Here is a 20583-nt window from a genome sequence, read left to right on the forward strand (position 1 = left end):
GTGAGACGCGATGCTATTTTTTATACAATTTTCAAGCGTGTCCCAGGGTTGCTTTTTGAGTTAGTAGAACAGCCGCTAGCCGAAGCTGCTAGCTATCGCTTTGAATCAGTTGAAGTTAAAGAACCAACATTTCGGATTGATGGGGTATTTTTACCTCCACCTGATGCAACATCTCAGATTATCTTTTTTGCTGAGGTGCAATTCCAAAAAGCGGAAAGTGCAGTCTTGGGGTCTCCCCAAGTAGAGCAACTTTCCAAGACAGATGAGTTACTATACCATCGCTTTTTCTCAGAATCCATGCTGTAGCTGACAATTTTTGTCTTGTTTATCGTCTTCCATTAACTCAAATAAATCCCAGACAGCAAGCTTATATTGGGCGTAGTACTTGGGATCTTTCGCCGCACCCATATAGGCATAGGTGCAATTCCATCACCTTTCCCTGCAAATAAATCCGCTTTGTTATTCCTTGGTAGGGACAGTTGATAATTTGTTGTACTACTCCCTGTATTGCTGGTGTGGTTCTTGGATAAAGTAATGTTTGCCAGTCGTCACCCTTTACTAATAAATCCAACTCCAGAGGCATTTTCCCCTCTTTTGTGGGAAAAAATTTCTTAATAGCTCACCAGACATTTCGATGTTCACACCTACAAGTCGTCCAGATTCCTGGACAGTCATTTTTCGTTGAATACCGCTACCAGAAATCAGTGTGTGTCCTTCTCCAACCTGCCCACCGTTTTGATCTACAGCTTTTCCTGAAAGGTAAACCGCGAATTGCAACGGGTGATCCCAATTAGGACTTTTAGTTACTATATGGTCGTGGTATTCATAGTCAATAATTCCTAGTCTAAAATTAGGATGTAATTCAATACCTTGTATGTCTCCTTTACCAAGCTGTCTAGGTAATTGAGAGTAAAAATCAAGTTCTTGTGATGGTAAATTATGGCGACTATTTTGGATAGCTTCATCCCAAAGTTCTTGTGAATCCTTGAGGGTGAGGGTGATGGTCATGGCTGGCAACGGCTAGATATTCGCAAATTAATGCTATTTATTGTTAATAATCTTACCGTGCTTGGGTTCATAGTCGATAATCACCAAAGATAGTGCATCACCCAACTCAATTTCCTGAACATACCCACTGCCAAGAGAGTCAGGCATTCTCCAGATGATATCTGAACAGTCTGCATGAAACAGTTGCAGCCTTTTTGAACTACCTTGCTGCTAAAACTGACTTATGTAGTGCGGGGACAGCGCTGCCGTAATCTCAACAACTCATACTAATTTGAGATTTTAGATTAAAAGTCTTTACTACAAGGATTATCTAAATTTGTCATATTATGGTACAATCTCACAGTTTTTAGCTAGCTATAAAACAAACAACAGAAAGTTATACTATAATGAACCCTTTCCAATTGAACAACTATACTGATCAAGAACCAAGCGAGAAACAACAAAAAAGATTTCCAGGATGGTTTGCCTTAGATTTTGGCACGTCGAACTCTACAGTCACGCTTTTCGATCCAATTGAAGTGCCGATCGCCGAAATTTTACCCAAAGAACAAGAAATGCGGTTGCGCGATCGCTTATCACAATGGCTAAGTTCTCCCGCTTCTGTAGCTTCACCAGATGTCAGCACTGATGATTGGGAAAAGTTTATCGCAGAAATTAGCAAAAACCTGGAGATAGAACCAAGAAACTTGAGTGAAGTTTTTGAAAGTGATAATAAAGAGCGATTTTTAGAAGCAATTCGCCAAATTGAACTTTCTTTAGGAAACAGCGAGAGGTTCCGCCGTGCTGTCAGCAAAAAACTTTACCAAATCTATCATGAAGTGTTCCGCGTTCCTACCCTAGAGTCGCAAAATCTGATCCCAGTTGTGCTGGATATCGATCGCCGCGATACGGAAATTCCTAGTGAGTCAGAAATTTCGCAGTTAGGGGACTTAAAACTGCGAATGGGTAGGGAAGCTAGAGATAACCGAAAAAAAGCGATCGCCCAAGGTACAAGCGGTTCTTTAAAAGAAATTATCAGCAGGTTTCACCATTCACCCAAACGCTATTTTGGTCAGGAGCGATCGTTTTCAGTTATTTTGGATGGTGAAGAAGAAACAATTACCGCAAATCAGTTGATTCAATCTGCTTGGGCGCATTTAATCGAGTTAACTGAAGACTACCGCCAACGCGCACGACGCAGATTTTCAGAAGGGAATTTTTTAACAGCAGTTGTCACTTACCCAACTGTCGCCCCACCACTTGTTCGTAAGGAAGTTAAGGAATTAGTTGAGCAGTTGGGGATCGATGATGTGCAAACTGCTTATGATGAAGCTGTTTCTGTGGCGATATTCTTTTTGTGGCGAGAATTTGGTGGTAATCTCAACATTGGAATTGAGTCATTCAAAACCCGTTGTCATCAAGTAGGAAACAAATGGTCACAAAATGTCCTTGTTTTGGATATTGGCGGGGGAACAACAGACTTAGCTTTAATTGAACTGACTTTAGAAGATAAAACCCCTACTTTTGCTGATTATGAAGACCGAGGTTTAGGAGGACGTTACTATAAACTCACTCCCAAACTATTAGGTTCATCTGGTCATTTACAATTAGGCGGTGAGTTAATTACACTGCGAATTTTTAGATTATTAAAAGTGGCGATCGCAGACTTTTTATTGGCAGCAGTAACAACCGGTGATATTGAAAGCGAGAAGTTAGAAGATTTAATTAACTCTGAGTTAAACGAGCGCTTTTTAGAACAAGAAAAATTCAAAATTGGCAGTCTTTTAAAATGTCTGGACAGAGAGAATCCAGAAGGCGATATTGCTTACAAAGATGCTCTAGATACTGCTGAGAAAGTATTGCCCACCCGTTGGCAACAAGCACCCCAACGTCTGCAATCCTTTTATCTTCTCTGGGATCATGCAGAAGCAGCTAAACTTAAACTTGGGCAAAAGCCACCAGCAGAAAATTCTTTATTAACCTTCACACTTTCTGAACAGCAAATTTCTGAACTGCTCACCCAAAGCGCCGTTAAATTACAAGTCAAAGATCCAAATAGCATCTGCGTCACCTTAGATAACCAGCAATTTGAACGAGCCGCCGCTTCGGGAATTAAAGAAGCGATCGGTATTGCCAAAGGATTAATGGAAAGTCGTTTACGTCCCGATGATATCACCAAAGATTCTGGTAATTCCCAAAAAGTTGATTGGTTAATTCTGTCTGGTAAAACTTGTAATTTAGACATAGTGCAGCGCCAAATCTACCAGGAATTTAGTAAGTCTCCATATTTTGTCTGGAATCCAGAACGGATTACCTTTGTATTAGAATTTACCAAGCTAGCCACCTCCGCCGGGGCTTGTTATGCCGAGAAACTGCGAAGATTGAGATTTGATCCAGAAGAGTCTAAAAGCTTGCTGCGTAAGGGAGCCAACCAGCTAGAAATTGATGTCAAAAACCTGTTTTATTATTTGCCTTGCAATTTCAAACGCAAAACCCAAAGCAACGATTTGCTGACTATATTCAAGGCTGGACAAGAACTTTATCAACTTGCACCTTGGGAAACTGTTGCCAAAGTTCGTACTCAGTGGCAAGGAATGCAATTAACTAATATTATCTATCGTCAAGACTACGAGGATGGAGATTTACGACTTTGGGGAAGCTTTGACGGCAAAAACCTCATGAATCAATTAGGAATGCCAGAAACAGAGTTTCTGAAAAAAATCAAAGTCCAGTTTGAGATTGACCAAACCCTTGAGTTTAGCGTGTTGCTTTGTCAAGGAAATCCCCATTATTTGATTGACATTCCTGGCATTGATTTGGAATCGGTGGTTTCAGAAACTTCAGCGCTATTTACTGATGGTAAATTGAACTGGAATATTGCTGTAGAACGCTTCAATAAAGACTTGAATGATGGTGATATTGCCGTCAATGTTCTTGAGTCTGCAACTGTTGATCAACCAGATGCCTATCATCTAGTATTTGAAGTAGGAAATGATGGTAGTAGAACGTTTCAAAAATTTCACTATTTGCGCGATGGGGTGACGCAACCAGGAACCGGGTTAATTAGTAATCCCTTACCTCCCTTCCCACAAACAGGCCAGCACACTTTCTATGTTTATCAAACAGACGTGGAAACCAACAGGAAAAAATGGATCCGAATTGGCGGACTCAGTAAACCAGATGTAACCACAGATTACCCTTGCCAATATCGTGTGACTCTCGACGATCAAGGTATTCTGCGGATGCACGCTGGTGAAGTCCCTTACTGGACATCAAAAAGTCAAGAATGCCTCAAAGAAGAGGGATGCGTTTATCTTGCTGAATTAGAGTTGCAACCTAATGAAGTTGATAAAGAACGTGATCCATTTTGCGGCATACATTAACTGGAGTGATCATAGCCTCACCGAATTTTAGATTTTAAATTTTGGATTTTGGTGAAGCAAGATTAAATAGATAATTACAAGGTGGAAAGATGGCATACAGCGATTTTAGTCTCGCTAAGGTGAAAAAGAGTTTTGACTTAACACTCGATGAAACTCGTAATTTATTTGCTGATATAAAACCTGTTATACCATCAGAAACCCTTAGAACGATTTTAATAGATTACATTCCTTTAGCAACTGCAATCGCAACCGAAAAAGCTAGGTCAGAGTTTTTAATTGCACCAATCCTGGCAGAAGTCAGACGATTATTAAATAATAAAATCTCACTGTTTTCTGGGAATGAATTTAATGTTGAACCGACTCAAGGCTTGCAAGGTTTTTGCGATTACATTATCAGCAATTCCCAGGAGCAATTATTTATTTCTGCTCCGGTAATGTTTATTTTTGAGGCGAAAAAAGAAGATATTATCGGCGGTCTTGGTCAATGTGTGGCGGCAATGATGGCGGCGCAGTTATTCAATCAAAATCAAGGGAATGAAGTTGGGCGGATTTATGGTTCGGTTACTAGTGGAACTAACTGGAAGTTTTTATTTTTAGAAAAGACGACTGTTTATATAGATTCGGTTGAGTACTATATTAAAGAAGTTGATAAACTTTTGGGTATTTTATTGCAACCTTTCCAGCCTGTTTGACTATCCAGGATCTAGATAAGATTCTAGCAGGTTTCTTTTGTGACATTTATATATTTGGAGCTTTACTGACTATCTCACCCAATTTGCTCAACTTGAGGATAACCTAGAAAGCAAGCAAACTTAATACACAAGTTTCAGTCGATCATCAGCCGGAGATTTTCAAGATGACAACTCCGCTATTTTGCCGCAATTACATCGATGGTCAATGGTTGAGTGCTGTAGAGGAAGCAACCCTAGAAAGTCGCAACCCTGCTGACAAAACCGAAGTTGTTGCCACATTTCCCCGTTCTCAAGCCAATGATGTAGATACAGCAGTAGCCGCCGCCCGTAAAGCCTACCGCAGTTGGCGCATAGTCCCAGCCCCAGCTAGGGCAGAATACATCTTTCGCGTTGGGGAAATATTACTCCAGCATAAAGAAGAACTTGCCCAGTTAATCAGTCGGGAAATGGGTAAACCTCTGACAGAAGCCAGGGGAGATGTGCAAGAAGGTATTGATTGCGCCTTTTACAGTGCTGGTGAAGGGCGGCGACTATTTGGGCAAACCACACCGTCGGAAATGTCCAATAAATTCGCTATGACTGTGCGGATGCCCATAGGAGTTTGTGCTTTAATTACTCCCTGGAATTTCCCCGTGGCAATTCCTTGCTGGAAGGCGATGCCAGCCTTGGTATGTGGCAATACAGTCATCCTCAAACCTGCCGAAGATACCTCCGCCTGTGCAACTAAATTAATTGAAATTTTCCAACAAGCAGGTTTACCACCAGGAGTAATTAACTTGGTGCATGGTGTGGGAGAAGAGGCGGGGAAGGCTTTAGTTGAGCATCCCAATGTAGATTTAGTATCGTTTACTGGTTCTTCAGAAACAGGTGCTTTTGTCGGCGCTACTTGCGGACGCACTCACAAACGTGTCTGTCTGGAAATGGGTGGTAAAAATGCCCAAGTGGTGATGGAAGATGCCGATTTAGAACTTGCTCTTGATGGTGCAGTGTGGGGAGCATTTGGGACAACTGGCCAACGATGTACGGCTACCAGTCGGCTGATTTTGCATCATCAGATCAAAGAAAAATTTACCACCATGCTTTATGAGCGTACCAGTAAATTACGTTTGGGTGCTGGCACTGACCCGAATACAGATATTGGGCCGATTGTCAATGAAAAGCAACTCCAACAGGTGAGCAAGTATTTGGATATCGCCCGTGAGGAAGGAGCAAAGGTTTTAATTGGCGGAGAAATTGCTAGTGAAGGTTCATTGAAAAACGGTTACTTCTTTCAACCAACTATTTTGGATGATATAACTCCTGATATGCGAGTTGCGCGTGAAGAGATATTTGGGCCAGTGGTGGCATTGATTGAGGTTAGTTCCTTTGAGGAAGCGATCGCAATTCTCAACGATAGCAATTATGGTCTTTCTTCTTCAGTTTACACCCGCGATATCAATCGGGCTTTTACTGCCATGCGTGACATCGAAGCAGGTATCACCTATATTAACGGCCCTACTATCGGTGCAGAGGTACACTTGCCTTTTGGTGGTGTGAAACAAACCGGTAACGGACACCGGGAAGCTGGAACTACTGCTTTGGATGTTTTCACAGAATGGAAAAGTGTTTATGTTGACTTTTCTGGAAGTTTGCAACGCGCTCAGATAGATAACCGTAGTTAATTTAGATGCAGTCAGCCCCTTTGGGGAAGTCAAAAGTCAAAAGTCAAACATTTTGAACCCCATAAATAAATTTAGACGATGCACTAAGGTAAGCGATTGCGTTACTTATGCCAAGATGAAACTCGAATTGGTGTGAAAACCGAAACAGGACCAGTGATCACGGCTGGTGGTGTGAAACCGACAGTATCAGTGCAATGGCCACGTGAAGCATTCTGGCTATATGGAGTAGTTGAGCCATTTGTCGGTTGGCAGTTTTATCAGGAGTATGATCATCTCAATGGTGAAACTTTTCAGAAGTTTTTAGATGCCCTCTGATTAGAACTTGCGATCGCGCTTCTCTCCCGATTGGGCCTTAACCCTTAGTCGAGTTTCACTCAACGACAACTCGATGACAATTGAGCAACCGCTAACTCTCCCGGTCGTGCCTTAACCCTCGACCGAGTTTCACTCAACAACAACGCAATCGCAATTGACTAACCGCTAACTTCCAACTCTTAACTTCCGACTTCCACCAACTAGCTGGTGAAGTTGTAAGTTGAAGTCGGAATTTGCTGCAACGTGCAGCGCTGCCACCAATCTCCCGCGTTCTACTTTTACCCCTAATATGGCAGTGTCTGCTGCCGCCAAAAATGTACTCCGTTGAACCACTTCACTAAAGCGAGGTTGCCAACCAATTTGGGAAAATAAATTTCTACAACACAGTTGTATTCTATAATACAACTGTGTTGTAGTCATTTATCTTTATAGCCATAATACAAATAATGAATATGCGTAATTTATTTCCTGGCTACTACCAACCAAGGGAAAATGAATTTCAAGAAATTTGGTAACAATGTATCTTTGCTTGTGATGCCAGCTTCCTACTTAATATTTATCGCTATACTCCTAAAACACGAGAAAGATTATTTGATATTTTAAGTAAGTTAAAAGATAAAATTTGGGTTCCATATCAAGCTGCATATGAATACAAAAAAAATCGTCAGAGCGTAATATCTCAACAATCAAAAGCAGATGATGAAATAAAAAAAGTACTGTCAGATAATTTATCTAAACTCCAAAACATATTAAATAAATATGAGAAATATGCCTTTATTAATAATGTAGATAAAATTAAAAGTTTATTTCAAGAATTTATGAAAAAGTCTGAGAGTATTCTCAATACAGCTAATTCACAACACAAGTCAGTAAACTTTGACGAAATTCGTGACAAGTTAGACGAAATATTAAGTGAAAATATTGGTAATAAATATTATAAAGATGAGTTAGAGGCAATTTATAAGCAAGCTCAACAAAGGTTTGATGAAAAAATACCACCTGGCTATAAGGATAAAGATAAAGAAAATTCAGAAAAATATGGAGATTTCATCATTTGGCGTCAATTAATCGATTATGCTAGCTCGTAAAAAAAACCTTTGATATTCGTAACAGATGATGCGAAAGAAGATTGGTGGCGGATACATGAAGGAAAAAAAATTAGTCCGCGACCAGAGTTAGTTGAAGAGATGGAGTCAACAGCAGGCGTAATTTTTTATATGTATTCTAGTGAGAAATTTATGGATTATGCTGAACAATTTCTTAATCTGCCACATCAGCAAGAAATAACTGAAGAAGTTAGAGATATTCGACTTCAAAATGAAGAAGAGCAATTAGAAAAAATACAAAATTTTAAGCGTGTTAAAGAATTAGCACAGCAGGCACAGACAATGGTAAGTGTTAATCATAATTCTGATAAACTACTACAACCAATAACAATAACTGACCCAGCATTACTACAATCATTAATAATATTTGACGCAGAATTTATGGAGAAAATGCTACAATTAGGAAACATTAATCTAGCTTTTTCAAAGTCAATAAATAGTAGCTATATAGATGCACTTAAATATCTTAGCGCCACAAAAGAAAGTACATCTTTTAATAATAATCCTCAAGAAGATATAGACTCTACCTCAAATCAAGAATCAAGCTGATACTTAACATTTATTCCTCTCTAAATCAAAAATAGTAAAAATATTTTATACAGACAAGGTAATAATTACTGAATCAGGACAGGCATCGCCTGGTCAAAAGCCATTGCAGTGCGTCCCCTTCTTGCTGGTAGACTTTCGGTAAAAAGAATAAAAACCTAATAGGTTTCGCCTATTGTTCTAAGGGTTTTAAACTACGCTAATATTTTTTCGACAACTTAACGAGCGCACCCTCTTTGAAGCCTTCAGTTAATAAATGCTTCGCCAAGCTTTCACCGTCTGTATACCAATTTTGCTATCAACAGTTTGACCTTCTTCCAAGACTAGCCTGATATCTAAGTTCTCATCTGGAGCATTTTTCAAAGCAGTAGCTAACTCTTTACTGACAGCAAACTTATTGTTTGAACCGTCTAATTGAAAAACCTATCTCAAATTTTTGATTTGTTCTGTCATCTACCCATGCCGAGCCTTTCCGCCCAATTCCTACAAATGCTAACCCAGCTGCAACGACTGGTGCTGATGGTACACCCCCTAGTACACTCAGAGCGCCCACAAATTCCAAAGTAGCTTTAGTAACTTCTGCTACCAACTCCACTGTTTCTCCACGCTTTTCTGCTTTCTCAGGCAGTCTAGGAATCCAACGCTGCCAAGTTTGCTGAATCTTTGCCATTGCTTAAATGCCTGTGCTAGGAGTTTTACTGGTGATCAGGGTTTATGCTTGCTACACTTGAGGTTAACGCTTTTACGGACTCTAGCGCAATATTCCGGGACGTTGCATAATAGAGGGATGAGTTGAGGTGTTCTACTGTGCATTGTCCATACTGCGAGTCTACGGTGATCCGAAAAAATGGCAAACGAAGAGGTAAACAAAACCACATTTGTGTAAGCTGTGGTCGTCAATTTATAGATGTATACAGTCCACCAAAAGGATACTCAGATGAGATAAAAGTTGAATGCTTAAAAGCATACGTTAATGGTGAGGGATTCCGAGCTATTGAGCGATCCAAAGGTGTTCACCACACAACAGTAATTTATTGGCTAAAACTTATTGGTGAAAAATTGCCAGACGCACCACCAATTGACGAAATACCAGAAGTAGGAGAGATGGATGAATTAGAAACTTTTGTTGGGTCAAAAAAAACAAAATTTGGTTGTGGACAGCAGTAAATCACTTCCGTCAAGGGATTTTAGCTTGGGTTTTAGGACGACAACCAGTCCTGAAACATTTAAACCTTTGTGGGACATTGTTTGCTGCTGGCAGTGCTATTTTTACGTTACAGACGGATGGAAAGTTTACCCCAGTTTTATTGAACCAGGAGACCATATTGTCAGCAAAACTTATATGACCAGAGTGGAAGGAGAAAATACCCGTTTACGTCATTACTTAGCACGTTTACATCGCAAAACATTATGCTATTCCAAGTCAGTAGATATGCTTAAATACTCAATTCGCTTGCTACTTCATTATTTAAAGTATAGAGAAATACCCGTGTTTAATTGATTCATCCCGCATGTATGCAACGCCATTGATTTATCTGCGTCAGCAAGTTTCCGCTCGTTTTGTTGTTTGCTACCACCGTTGCAAGATGCCTCCTGTTAGTTATCGCTAGAAACACACTTAAAACGGGAATAATAAAGTACCTGTACATACTAAATAGTTAGAAATACAATGCAACCCCAAAGTACTGCTGTGATCTTGATTGGTTATCAAAATGACTACTTTGCAGCCGATGGTATTCTACATAATGTTATTGAGGAATCCTCAAAGGCCACCAAAGTATTAGAAAACACCGTTGACCTTGTACGATGTTTGCTACAAACTCCAGTATTGATAATTGCCACACCAATTTTTTTTACGCCAAACTACCAGGAATTGGTTGAACCTGTTGGCATTCTTAAAACTATCAAGTCAGTTGGGGCTTTTCAAGCTGGTACGAGGGGATCGCAGATGGTTGATGAGTTGCTACCCTTTGGCAGCAGAATTCTCGAAGTTCCCGGAAAACGAGGATTTAATGCTTTCATAAATACTAACTTAGACATGATTCTCCATGAAAAACAGATTACTCATGTAGTTCTAGCTGGTGCAGTCACTTCGGTCTGTATTGATTCTACAGGTCGTTCTGCCCATGAGAAAGGCTATCAGGTTATTCTTTTGTCTGATTGCACTTCTGCTCGCACGGTGTTTGAGCAAGAATTCTACCACACTCACGTTTTCCCCTTATACGCCGAGACAATTAACCATACCGAGCTACTTCAGCGTTTGACGAGTACAGTATAATGTCAGATTTTAGCAATGAATTACATACACAGATTCAGTACAGTTTGATTGAGAAATTGTCTGAATCAGAACGGCGTTACCGCGAATTGGTGGATAGTCTGCGCGAAATTGTGTTTAAGTGCGATCGCTTGGGTAATCTCAATTTCCTCAACCGAGCCTGGACAAATACCCTTGGTTATGCCATAGCAGATGTCATCGGTAGTGCTTTAGGCAATTTCATTGACTTGGATGATCGCCACTTGTGGTCAGAAACTCTAGAAAAGCTACAAACCGGAGTAGAGGTTTGTCAAGAACTCCGCTTTTACCATCAAACTGGTGTAATTGTTTGGTTGGAACTGTCTGCTCAACCTCAAAGTGAAACAGAATTCTCTGGCTCAATGATCAATATTAGCGATGTCTACAACGAGCTTCGCTTACGCAAACATGCAGAAGCATTACTGAAGCAAACGAATGAGGAACTGGAAGCTAGGGTAGAACAACGAAATATTGAGCTAATTCAAGCTAATCAAGACCTCAAAGTTACCCTTGAGCAACTCAAATATACTCAAGCTCAACTGGTGCAAACTGAAAAAATGTCGAGTTTGAGCCAATTAGTTGCAGGGATTGCCCATGAAATTAACAACCCAGTTAGCTTTATTTACGGCAATCTAAAATCGGCTGATGAATACACCCAAAATTTATTTTCACTATTAGATATCTATCAAAAACATTATCCTCAATCAGTCAAGGCAATTGAGGAGCTTACAAATCTCATTGAACTAGATTTTTTAAGGTCAGACTTTCCCAAATTATTCAAATCGATGCTCATGGGAGCAGAGCGGATTCGAGATATTGTTCTTTCCCTGCGGACTTTTTCACGCTTAGATGAAGCTTCAATGAAAGCAGTAGATATTAATGAGGGAATTGATAGTACGATAATGATCATCCAAAACCGCCTCAACTCTACTAACCAGCGCCTGCAAATTGAGGTGATCAAAGAATACGGGAGCCTCCCCTTAGTTGAATGTTATCCTGGGCACTTAAACCAAGTATTTCTAAATATTTTAGTGAATGCACTCGATGCTTTAGAAGATTCAGCCCTTAAAGGTCGATGGACAACAAAAAAATTCAATATGATGGATAATCCCCGAATTTATATTCGCACCCAATTAATGGAACCAGATCAAGTCACTATTAGCATTGCCGACAATGGGCTAGGAATACCAGAAGCTACTTTAAAGCAAATATTTAATCCCTTTTTCACAACAAAACCTGTTGGACAGGGTACAGGGATGGGATTGGCTATTAGTTACCAAATTATCACACAAAAACATGGCGGTTCTTTAGAATGCATTTCCCAGCTAGGAGTTGGTGCTGAGTTTATTATTCGTATTCCCCTTCAGCAACTTATGTCAAATTTATAATATTTGATATCACACTATTACCTTCTTTTCTTGACCAATTGCTCTAAAATTATCCTTTACTTTATTCTAGCGATTACAGCCCAAAACATAAAAACTTTTTCGCCGTTTTTCTATCCCTAGCCACAATTGATATCTGGAATAACAAAATTTTATTAGTGGGATAGGTTCATGAATGATCAGTACATGGTTTCTGTTTTGGCGGCGGCTCTCCCAAACTCAACTTTCTGCTAGAGTCCACCTGTCAATAGGGTTTGAGACGCGCTAACCCTGATTTAAGTTTAAATAAGTTGCTTTTCACTCGCGCGTAGACGTGTAACGGCTTGTCGTTAGACATCGCTTGCTTTTCACTATCAGTCAGATTTGGTAAATTTTCTGTCCATTCTGTAAAGAAGTTGGTATCTGTGGCAAGTTGCAAACCAAATTTTTCTTCTAATTCGTAAAGACTGATATCTCTAGCTGGGATTGTTTGAACCATAATCTAAAATCCTCAATAGTGTTGCCATGCCAACTTTGCTGCACCCACTATCCCAGCAAAATTGCCTAACTTTGCTGGCAATATTTGTAACCCCACCCGTGATAAAGGCTGAACTCGCTTCTCAATTTCTGCCTTCACTGCTGGTAAGAAAAACTCAAAACTGCCACTTATACCGCCACCAATGACGATCGCTTGCGGTGTGAGTACATAAATCAAACTCGTCAAACCAATTCCCAAATTTTTCCCATATTCTTGCCAAAAAGTCAATGCTGCGGCATCTCCTTGTTGGGCAAGAAAACCCAATTCGGCGGGTTCCTTGAGAGTGCGGCGGCGAATTGCAGTCACACAGGCATATTGTTCCAAAGAGCCTTGATTGCCACTATTACAAATTGGACCATCGGGGTTCAATGAAATTAAACCCAATTCCCCAGCTGCGCCTTGATGTCCCACAAATAGTTTGCCATTGAGGATAATTGCGCCACCAACCCCAGTTCCTAAAGTTAGCAAAATTAGATTTTGAAAGTGGCGACCAGCTCCTAGCCAAGCTTCTCCCAAAAGAGCGCAATTAGCATCGTTAGCGATCGCAGTAGGTTTGCCAGTTTTAGCTTCTAACCAGTCTGCTAAGGGCACATCGAGCCATCCAGGTAAGTTAATGGCGATTTTAGCAATGCGTCCTGTTGCATCGGCTGGGCCAGGAGTACCAACACCAATAGCAACAGTTTGATTATCTGGATCAATTTGAGCGATCGCATCTACCATCACCGCCAGCACTGCCTCCGGCGTTGTCGGTTGGGGAGATGCCACAGTCAAAGATTGCAGACAAGTCCCATCAGGTGCAAAACGCCCCAACTTAATCGCTGTTCCCCCGACATCAATGCCAATTACTTGAGAACTCACCACATTAAAATCCTCACACCAAGTCGCCAATTTTCGACTTTAACGAGCATAGTAGTACAACCTCATACGTCAAACCTTTGCGTACCCTCTGCGCCCCTGTGCGTTTAAATTTCACCCCTCAATTCCCCACGATTTTCCGCAAAGTTATACTAAGCGTCTTGGCGCGAAAAAATTCTAAATTTTCTATTTTATTGAGTGTGAATCCTTTTCATCACCCATCTGTTCGCGCAGCGTCTCCCCTTAGGAAAAGACGCGGGGCTTTCAACTCCGATCTCTGTAAATCAGCAACAGTTGTGGTGCCAAAATTCGATTGCTCCTGCCAAGCTGTAATTGGCGCACCTCGTAAGATGCCAGCAAGGGCAATGGAAAGGATAAACCCACCAGTAGCGGCAGCAATTAACGTTAGGTTATCTTTCATTCAAATCTCTCTATTTTATTTGTGATTTGTCAATGGTTTTTTGCGATTAACCACTTACCATTGACTACTTTCGGATTCTATTTTCTCTCCGTAATCGGGGATTGACAAATTCATTTAACCCCTCACCAAGTAGTGATAACCCTACTACCATAAATGTCATTGTTAAACCAGGGAAAAGCGTAGTCCACCAAATGCCAGTAGGTAGAGCTTCTAAGGCTTGTTTTAAATCATGTCCCCATTCTGGCACTTCTTCGGGAAGCCCTAGCCCCAAAAAACCCAAACCGCCCAACACCAAAATCGCATCAGCAGCGTTAAGTGTAAATAGGACGGGTACGCTTTGAATGACGTTGAAAAACAGATAACGAGAAAGCACAACCCAAGTAGAAGCGCCCATTGCTTGAGCAGCTTCGATGAACACTTCAGTTTTTACGCTAACGGTGTGGTTGCGAACAACGCGATAATATTGGGGGATGTAAGCAATGCTAATCGCGATCGCAGCATTTAATATCCCACGCCCCACCACAAACGCCAGCGTCACAGACAGCAGTAGCCCCGGTAGAGTGTAAATGCTATCCATAATAAACAGCAACACTTTATCCAATTTACCGCCGAGATAACCACTCAGCATCCCCAAAGGCACACCGACAATCATACTCAGCGATGTTGCCAAAATCACCACCAGCAGAGCAGCTTGAGCGCCGAACAATGTCCGGGAAAACACATCATAACCCAGGCGACTAGTACCAAACCAATGTTTAGCTGAGGGTGGCTCGTGAATTGGATTAGAGAGAAAATCTTTCGGGTTTTGCAGCCATCCCCAAGCCTGGAATACGGGAGCGAAGAATGCCAGGAAAATGAAAAATAGGGTAATGGCTAACCCGATGAGCATGAGTTTTTGGGAAAGATTGGAAGTTTTGCCAAACTGTAAAAAAGTCGGTAGTCGCCGTTTTGTAATGGCCATGTGTGATCGCCTGGATCAAGCAAGATACGCTGACCATTTTACTTGAAATCTCCTAACTGGCTGCAACAACAGCGCGGTCATTTATTAACTTGCCATCTTCCATATAGACGATGCGATCGGCAATATCGAGAATGCGATTGTCATGAGTAACCAAGAGAATGGTACAATCCTGTTCTTTAGCTAGTTTTTGCATCAGGTTAACCACATCTCGTCCCGATTTACTGTCAAGGGCGGCGGTGGGTTCATCCGCTAAGACAATTTTAGGACGACCAACTAGGGCACGAGCGATCGCAACTCTTTGTTTTTGTCCCCCAGATAAATCATCAGGATAATAATTCAGGCGATTCCCTAATCCTACTTCCTCTAACATTTCGGCTGACCGAGTTTTCATTTCTGCTGACGAAATATTATTATGTACTTCCAAGCCCATTCTGACGTTCTGGAGTACTGTTAGGCTACCGTGCAAGTTGTGCGCTTGGAAAATATAACCGTTATTGCGTCGCGCTTGAGTAAGTTTTGTGGTGTTAGCGCCACACAGTTCTTGTCCCAATATCTGCAAACTGCCAGATTGGGCAGAACGCAAGCCGCCTGATAGGGTGAGAAGTGTAGTTTTACCAGAACCAGAAGGCCCAGTCATAATAATAATTTCCCCGGCGTTAATATCCAGGTTGATATCAAAGAGAACTTGCTTACGAAGTTGACCATGACCAAAGTAGTGGTCGAGATTTTTAACAGAGATGACGGGAAGCATAGCAATTTTAGATTTTAGATTTTAGATTGGGAATTGTTAATTATCCCCATGCCCCTCATCAGTGCTGAGTTTTGAGTGCTGAGTGCTGAATCTCACTTCTTTACTCGGAAAATAGGAAAAAAGGAACTGTTTTGCCCATGCCCAATGCCCAATGCCCATTTTCTAAAACATATCTGCGGGGTCGGCGGACTGTAATTTACGAGTGGCGATCGCACCAGAAATTATGCACATAATCATAGTCAGCGTTAATACTGTCAAGGCTCGTGCTACGGTCATGTAAAGTGGTAAATTGGTGGCATTACGAGTTAAATGATAAAGTCCTAAAGGTGCGATCGCTCCTGGAATAAAGCCCAAGATTGCCAAAATTATCGCCTCTTCAAACACCACACCTAATAAGTAGAGATTGTTATACCCCATTGCTTTGAAAGTGGCATATTCTTTCATATGGGAATTCACATCTGTAGAAAGAACTTGATAGACGATAATCACGCCTACCATAAACCCCATTGCTACACCCAGGCTGAAGATAAACCCGATGGCTGTATTTTTTTTCCAATAATCTGTTTCAAATTCGATAAATTCTGCTTTGGTCAACACTTTAACATCATCATCTAAATGAGATTCTAAAGCTGCTTTCACCTGTTTTAAGTCATAGCCTGGTTCTAGTTGAACCAAACCTAAACTGACACTGCTGGCTTCTCGCTTCGGAAATAGCCGTAAGAAATTCTGATCGCTGGTAATCAGATTCCCATCAGCCGCAAAGGAAGCCCCGATTGAAAATAAGCCGCTAATGGTAATCGTCCGGCGGTCAATTTCAGTCGTCACAGGTTTCCCTTGATCAACTTGAGCGATCGCTTCTTTATAATCTCCTCTGGAGGCGCGATCGAACAGGACGGTATCTGGTAGTTTCACCAGATTTATCTGGCTGTTCACATCCGCTAAGTTAAACGCTTGCTTTTCAGGATTGATCCCGATAACTAGTACAGATGTCTTTTGCTGTGTTTGGGGATTCTTCCAATCGACAATGTTGATATACATTGCTTCTGCTGACTTCACCCCCTGTACATCCATTGCCTGATACAGTCGCCGCCGCGTAAAGGTGGACGCATTTAACACGTTACGGGCTTGAGGACTAAGTAGGAAAATGTCAGCCTGCATATTATGATGCAGCTTAGTATTACTTTCAAACAAGGCAGTCTGAAACCCTAGCTGCATGAACATGAGAACATCAGCGAAAGCAATGCCTCCCAATGCCACCAACAGACGGCTTTTTTCATGACTCAGTTGCAGCCATCCCAAGGGGGTTCGCTGCCGCAGTTGTTGAATAAATCCAATCATAGTTCGATCACTGCCTTTACTTGCAGATTGGTAAACTTGGCAGCTTTAGCGCTAGATGCCTGATCTAGTCGCACATGAACTTCCACTACTCTGCCGTCAATATTGCTAGAGGGGTCACTGTTGATCAGATTTTGTCGTTGTACCTGCATCCCCAGCCAATCGACGGTTCCCTGTAATTCTCCGGGGAGGGAATCGCTGATTACCTTTACCCGTTGCCCCGATCGCACTTTGTTAACATCACTTTGGTAAACTTCTGCGACTGCATACATCTGCTCGGTTCGACCTAATTCCACAATCCCGTCACTAGAAACGGTTTCTCCGGCTCGTGTATTAATCTTCATGATTTGCCCCGCTTCGGGTGCGCGGACGTATGCCTGATCCAGTTGCGCTTGCATTTTTTGCACAGTAGCTTGAGCGCTGTCTACCTCTGCTTGTCCGTTTGCAACATCTGTAGGACGGACTTCAGCCGTTTGGTTCAGGGTGGCTTTGGCTTCGTTAATCTGCTGTTGCAAGCTAGCGAGGGTTTGGTTGCGGTTAGCTTTGGCTTCGTTAATCTGCTGTTCTAAAGTAGCGACAGTTCTTGTCTTGTTGGCTTGGTTTTCGATTACCTCTTGAGTAGAAGTTTCTGCACTCAAGCGTTTTTGCTCGGCTTCCTGACTGGAAATTGCCCCTTCTTTGTATAAAGCGTCATAGCGTTGCACATCTACTTGAGCGTTTCGCTTTTGGGCTGCGACGCGAGCCACCGTTGCTTGTAAACTCTGTTGTTGTCCTTGCAATTCCGCTTCTAGGCGAGCAATTGTGGCTTGTTGAGTTTTGATATTTCCCTCTAGTTCGACTTGCAGACGATATACAGCAGCTTGCTTGGCTCCAATTTCTCCCTGTTTTGCTCCGGCTTTTACCTTGTCAAGGCTGGATTTGGCAACTTGAACTTGTTTTTGAGCTTCAACCAAACTTGCTTGCAAGCGATCGCGACTGTCCATAATCGCAATTACCTGCCCAACCTTAACGCGATCGCCTTCTTTCACTAATAGTTTTTGAAGCAGACTTCCCTCAGTCGAAGAAGTTGCAGACAGTTTTATCACTTCTCCATTTGGTTCTAAGCGTCCCAATGCTGTGACTGTTTTTACAACTGGTTGAACAGCTACTGGCGCTGCTTGCTTTTCATTAGCGGTAGCCTGAAACTTTAGCACCGTATAAACACTAGCTCCACCTATTGCTAGCGATGCAATTATTGCTAATGTTGTGGGCGATCGCAAAATATTTTGGGAAGACTTTAAATCTTCTAATTTCCAGTTCTGCACCATAGTGTTTACCTTTTACCATTAGGAAATCATACTAAACTGTCCAGTTCAATTATATGCTAAACTAAACGGAGTAGTTTAGTCAATAGCACAAAGCTAAAATCCTCAATTTAATAAGGTTGCCCAGAGTTATGTACCAGAATGCTTGTGACAACCGGGATTAATGGCGTAGGGTATTTTGCAGCATCTATTAAAATTGTTTATAAGAGAGGATGATTAATAAATGGTACGCATTAAAACTGACGAAGTTGATCGAGATCATTCCGTTGATAAAGTAGAGCAAATTCTGCAAGGGGCAATGCAGGAGTTCTTGCAAAATGGCTATGCTGGTACAAGTATGGATCGGGTAGCAATAGCAGGTGGTGTTTCTAAAGCGACAGTCTACAGCCACTTTCAAGATAAAGAAGGACTTTTTAAAGTCCTGATAGAGTCCTTGGCACATCAGAAGTTTGACTCTCTCTTTGGTGCGGAACCTATGGAGGGAGAACCAAAAATCGTACTGCGCCAATTAGGAACCAAATTATTAGAACAAATGAATAACGACCAGGAACACTGTGCATTTATGCGAGTGCTAATTGGGGAATCTGGTCGTTTTCCAGAATTAACTCAGATTTGTGTTCGGGCGATGATTAAACCAATGTTGGAAACGCTCAATCAATACTTGGCTGCTCACCCGGAACTGAATATTAGTGACCCAGAGGCAACAGCGAGGATTTTTTTAGGTACATTAGTTAATTTTCATGTAACTCAAGATGTGATGCATGGGAAGGATATTATACCAATGGAAAGCGATCGCTTGATTGATGCCTTGACACACCTAATCATTAATTGCGCCGATTGATTGGTTATATCCCGGCGCTTGTTCGGTGGGAAGGTCAAATTCACCGTAACAGTTGACCGTTTTTTCCATAGAAGCTACAGTATTGCCTTGTTCTTCAATTAAAAATAATTATCAGTAATTTAACTTGTGTGTGGTCAAAGAAATAGTGATAATTAATCTCAATAAACATAGTTTGATTAATCACTATCATCTGTCATGACCATCACACTCACACAAAAATAAAACAGAGAACTTTGAGCAGAAGCGATACAAAACAGCCTACAAAACCCAGAGCCTGATGAATGCCTTTATCAAATACCCAGACAACTCGGCAAGGGCTACGTGCGAGAAATAGAGTTGCATCCCAATCTCTGGCTTTCAATCAAGGACTATGAAAGTCACGATGACTCGTTAATAAAAATTCCTGAATGGTATCATTCCCTGCAATTTTGTGTCCTGCTTTCAGGTAAGGCTGTTGATGAATACGGAGGGCAGGTTGGGGAAGGATACACACTGATCTCTGGCAACGGTGTTCAACGAAAAATGACTGTAGAGAGTCCAAAATCCCAGTACGTAGATGTTAATATCGATATGCCACCCGATCTCCTCAGAACCTTTTTCCCTGATGAAGATGGACAAATTCCTCCCCAGTTGAGGCTGCTAGCAAAAGGTAAGGACTGGCAGACATTAATTTATCCCCAAACCACAACAGCTATTCAAGGAGTGGCACAGCAAATTGTCAGTTGTCCTTACAAAGGGATGATGAAGCGGATGTATTTGCAGGGGAAGGTAATAGAATTAATGGCATTGCAACTGGCTCCCATCTTTGCAGAGCAGAGTGGATTACATTATTCGCCCCGACTGAAGCCTGCAACTATCGCCCGTATTGATGATGCCAGGGATATTTTGCTCTCCCGTCTGGAGAATCCGCCATCGATAGTGGAATTAGCGCAACTTGTGGGGGTGAGTAATAGCACTCTTAAACGCGGATTTATATAACTTTTTGGCACAACGGTATTTCGCTACATCACCGATAAGCGTATGGAGTGTGCGGAGCAACTATTGCGGCAAGGTAATACCACCGTTGCTGAGGTTGCCAACAAGATTGGTTATTGTAATCCAGGACACTTTGCAGCTGCCTTTAGGTGCAGATTTGGTATCACGCCAAGTCAATGTTTGATGGGTAAAAAAGTCCTTTTGGGATCGTAAAGTCCTTTGTGAGTAGACTTGATTGCCAACTTTTCTCTACAC

General features: G+C 41.6%; 18 protein-coding genes and 4 pseudogenes. 12 read left to right on the plus strand and 10 right to left on the minus strand.

Features of this window, described 5'->3' with window-relative positions; all coding sequences use genetic code 11:
• Nucleotides 1-303 (plus strand): annotated as a pseudogene (locus V7K36_RS33260) (DUF2887 domain-containing protein); the annotation flags it as partial.
• Between the two features lie 255 nt (nucleotides 304-558).
• Here V7K36_RS33260 and V7K36_RS33265 read toward each other — a convergent pair.
• Complete coding sequence (locus tag V7K36_RS33265) at nucleotides 559-1008, minus strand: hypothetical protein (protein WP_335122240.1); 450 nt, start codon at nucleotides 1006-1008, stop codon at nucleotides 559-561.
• 386 nt (nucleotides 1009-1394) lie between these two features.
• On the opposite strand from V7K36_RS33265, the gene V7K36_RS33270 reads away from it, so the two are divergent.
• The 4 genes from V7K36_RS33270 (at nucleotide 1395) to V7K36_RS33285 (ending at nucleotide 7038) form a co-directional block, all read left to right on the plus strand.
• Nucleotides 1395-4370 carry a molecular chaperone gene (locus V7K36_RS33270; RefSeq protein WP_335122241.1) on the plus strand — a complete coding sequence of 992 codons (2976 nt, stop codon included), beginning with the start codon at nucleotides 1395-1397 and terminating at the stop codon, nucleotides 4368-4370.
• Between the two features lie 89 nt (nucleotides 4371-4459).
• Nucleotides 4460-5062, plus strand: a complete 603-nt coding sequence (locus V7K36_RS33275) for a hypothetical protein (protein WP_335122243.1) — start codon at nucleotides 4460-4462, stop codon at nucleotides 5060-5062.
• 164 nt (nucleotides 5063-5226) lie between these two features.
• Entirely contained in the window at nucleotides 5227-6723 is a 1497-nt protein-coding gene (locus tag V7K36_RS33280) for an aldehyde dehydrogenase family protein (protein ID WP_335122245.1), read from the plus strand.
• Between the two features lie 132 nt (nucleotides 6724-6855).
• A complete protein-coding gene (locus tag V7K36_RS33285) occupies nucleotides 6856-7038 on the plus strand; it encodes a hypothetical protein (RefSeq protein ID WP_335122247.1) in 183 nt (60 codons plus the stop codon).
• Between the two features lie 165 nt (nucleotides 7039-7203).
• Here the strand turns inward: V7K36_RS33285 and V7K36_RS33290 are convergent, their stop codons facing one another.
• Nucleotides 7204-7458, minus strand: coding sequence for a hypothetical protein (locus V7K36_RS33290; protein WP_335122249.1), 255 nt, complete (start codon nucleotides 7456-7458; stop codon nucleotides 7204-7206).
• Nucleotides 7459-7559: 101 nt separating this feature from the next.
• Between V7K36_RS33290 and V7K36_RS33295 the strand changes: the two are divergent.
• Nucleotides 7560-8693, plus strand: a pseudogene (locus tag V7K36_RS33295) (PIN domain-containing protein).
• A gap of 391 nt (nucleotides 8694-9084) precedes the next feature.
• Here V7K36_RS33295 and V7K36_RS33300 read toward each other — a convergent pair.
• Entirely contained in the window at nucleotides 9085-9360 is a 276-nt protein-coding gene (locus V7K36_RS33300) for a hypothetical protein (RefSeq protein WP_335122251.1), read from the minus strand.
• A gap of 137 nt (nucleotides 9361-9497) precedes the next feature.
• Between V7K36_RS33300 and V7K36_RS33305 the strand changes: the two are divergent.
• The 3 genes and pseudogenes from V7K36_RS33305 (at nucleotide 9498) to V7K36_RS33315 (ending at nucleotide 12371) form a co-directional block, all read left to right on the plus strand.
• A pseudogene (locus V7K36_RS33305) lies at nucleotides 9498-10191 on the plus strand (IS1 family transposase).
• A gap of 168 nt (nucleotides 10192-10359) precedes the next feature.
• Entirely contained in the window at nucleotides 10360-10968 is a 609-nt protein-coding gene (locus V7K36_RS33310; RefSeq protein ID WP_335122253.1) for a cysteine hydrolase family protein, read from the plus strand.
• Entirely contained in the window at nucleotides 10968-12371 is a 1404-nt protein-coding gene (locus V7K36_RS33315; protein ID WP_335122254.1) for a PAS domain-containing sensor histidine kinase, read from the plus strand. Before V7K36_RS33310 ends, V7K36_RS33315 begins: the two co-directional genes overlap by 1 nt.
• A 241-nt stretch (nucleotides 12372-12612) precedes the next feature.
• Here the strand turns inward: V7K36_RS33315 and V7K36_RS33320 are convergent, their stop codons facing one another.
• The 7 genes from V7K36_RS33320 to V7K36_RS33350 all read right to left on the minus strand — a co-directional run bounded on the left by V7K36_RS33320 (nucleotide 12613) and on the right by V7K36_RS33350 (nucleotide 18515).
• The gene (locus V7K36_RS33320) at nucleotides 12613-12846 is read right to left on the minus strand and encodes a hypothetical protein (protein WP_335122256.1); all 234 of its coding nucleotides are present in this window, start codon (nucleotides 12844-12846) and stop codon (nucleotides 12613-12615) included.
• 12 nt (nucleotides 12847-12858) lie between these two features.
• Entirely contained in the window at nucleotides 12859-13746 is an 888-nt protein-coding gene (locus tag V7K36_RS33325) for an ROK family protein (protein ID WP_335122258.1), read from the minus strand.
• A gap of 208 nt (nucleotides 13747-13954) precedes the next feature.
• A complete protein-coding gene (locus V7K36_RS33330) occupies nucleotides 13955-14161 on the minus strand; it encodes a hypothetical protein (RefSeq protein ID WP_335122260.1) in 207 nt (68 codons plus the stop codon).
• Between the two features lie 64 nt (nucleotides 14162-14225).
• On the minus strand, nucleotides 14226-15122 hold the full coding sequence (locus V7K36_RS33335) for an ABC transporter permease (RefSeq protein WP_335122262.1): 897 nt from the start codon (nucleotides 15120-15122) through the stop codon (nucleotides 14226-14228).
• Between the two features lie 52 nt (nucleotides 15123-15174).
• Nucleotides 15175-15873, minus strand: a complete 699-nt coding sequence (locus V7K36_RS33340; RefSeq protein ID WP_334947780.1) for a DevA family ABC transporter ATP-binding protein — start codon at nucleotides 15871-15873, stop codon at nucleotides 15175-15177.
• Nucleotides 15874-16035: 162 nt separating this feature from the next.
• Nucleotides 16036-17211 (minus strand): ABC transporter permease DevC, encoded by a 1176-nt coding sequence (gene devC, locus V7K36_RS33345; RefSeq protein WP_335122263.1) that lies wholly within the window; start codon nucleotides 17209-17211, stop codon nucleotides 16036-16038.
• The gene (locus tag V7K36_RS33350; protein ID WP_335122265.1) at nucleotides 17208-18515 is read right to left on the minus strand and encodes an HlyD family efflux transporter periplasmic adaptor subunit; all 1308 of its coding nucleotides are present in this window, start codon (nucleotides 18513-18515) and stop codon (nucleotides 17208-17210) included. The genes devC and V7K36_RS33350 overlap by 4 nt, the downstream gene beginning before the upstream one ends.
• 220 nt (nucleotides 18516-18735) lie before the next feature.
• Here V7K36_RS33350 and V7K36_RS33355 point away from each other — a divergent pair, with 220 nt between their 5' ends.
• The 3 genes and pseudogenes from V7K36_RS33355 to V7K36_RS33365 form a co-directional block, all read left to right on the plus strand.
• Nucleotides 18736-19353 carry a TetR/AcrR family transcriptional regulator gene (locus V7K36_RS33355; protein WP_335122267.1) on the plus strand — a complete coding sequence of 206 codons (618 nt, stop codon included), beginning with the start codon at nucleotides 18736-18738 and terminating at the stop codon, nucleotides 19351-19353.
• Nucleotides 19354-19674: 321 nt separating this feature from the next.
• Nucleotides 19675-20331 (plus strand): hypothetical protein, encoded by a 657-nt coding sequence (locus V7K36_RS33360; RefSeq protein WP_335122269.1) that lies wholly within the window; start codon nucleotides 19675-19677, stop codon nucleotides 20329-20331.
• A gap of 15 nt (nucleotides 20332-20346) precedes the next feature.
• Nucleotides 20347-20541: pseudogene (locus tag V7K36_RS33365) on the plus strand (helix-turn-helix transcriptional regulator); the annotation flags it as partial.
• Between the last annotated feature and the right edge of the window lie 42 nt (nucleotides 20542-20583).

The sequence above is a fragment of the Nostoc sp. genome (genome assembly GCF_036919555.1).
Classification (GTDB): domain Bacteria; phylum Cyanobacteriota; class Cyanobacteriia; order Cyanobacteriales; family Nostocaceae; genus Nostoc.

What these genes read in the sequence shown, in the direction of transcription:
- V7K36_RS33265 (WP_335122240.1), bottom strand. Translation starts at nt 1,008, where the DNA reads ATGACCATCACCCTCACCCTCAAGGATTCACAAGAACTTTGGGATGAA.
- V7K36_RS33270 (WP_335122241.1), top strand. Translation starts at nt 1,395, where the DNA reads ATGAACCCTTTCCAATTGAACAACTATACTGATCAAGAACCAAGCGAG.
- V7K36_RS33275 (WP_335122243.1), top strand. Translation starts at nt 4,460, where the DNA reads ATGGCATACAGCGATTTTAGTCTCGCTAAGGTGAAAAAGAGTTTTGAC.
- V7K36_RS33280 (WP_335122245.1), top strand. Translation starts at nt 5,227, where the DNA reads ATGACAACTCCGCTATTTTGCCGCAATTACATCGATGGTCAATGGTTG.
- V7K36_RS33290 (WP_335122249.1), bottom strand. Translation starts at nt 7,458, where the DNA reads ATGACTACAACACAGTTGTATTATAGAATACAACTGTGTTGTAGAAAT.
- V7K36_RS33300 (WP_335122251.1), bottom strand. Translation starts at nt 9,360, where the DNA reads ATGGCAAAGATTCAGCAAACTTGGCAGCGTTGGATTCCTAGACTGCCT.
- V7K36_RS33310 (WP_335122253.1), top strand. Translation starts at nt 10,360, where the DNA reads ATGCAACCCCAAAGTACTGCTGTGATCTTGATTGGTTATCAAAATGAC.
- V7K36_RS33315 (WP_335122254.1), top strand. Translation starts at nt 10,968, where the DNA reads ATGTCAGATTTTAGCAATGAATTACATACACAGATTCAGTACAGTTTG.
- V7K36_RS33320 (WP_335122256.1), bottom strand. Translation starts at nt 12,846, where the DNA reads ATGGTTCAAACAATCCCAGCTAGAGATATCAGTCTTTACGAATTAGAA.
- V7K36_RS33330 (WP_335122260.1), bottom strand. Translation starts at nt 14,161, where the DNA reads ATGAAAGATAACCTAACGTTAATTGCTGCCGCTACTGGTGGGTTTATC.
- V7K36_RS33335 (WP_335122262.1), bottom strand. Translation starts at nt 15,122, where the DNA reads ATGGCCATTACAAAACGGCGACTACCGACTTTTTTACAGTTTGGCAAA.
- V7K36_RS33340 (WP_334947780.1), bottom strand. Translation starts at nt 15,873, where the DNA reads ATGCTTCCCGTCATCTCTGTTAAAAATCTCGACCACTACTTTGGTCAT.
- devC (WP_335122263.1), bottom strand. Translation starts at nt 17,211, where the DNA reads ATGATTGGATTTATTCAACAACTGCGGCAGCGAACCCCCTTGGGATGG.
- V7K36_RS33350 (WP_335122265.1), bottom strand. Translation starts at nt 18,515, where the DNA reads ATGGTGCAGAACTGGAAATTAGAAGATTTAAAGTCTTCCCAAAATATT.
- V7K36_RS33355 (WP_335122267.1), top strand. Translation starts at nt 18,736, where the DNA reads ATGGTACGCATTAAAACTGACGAAGTTGATCGAGATCATTCCGTTGAT.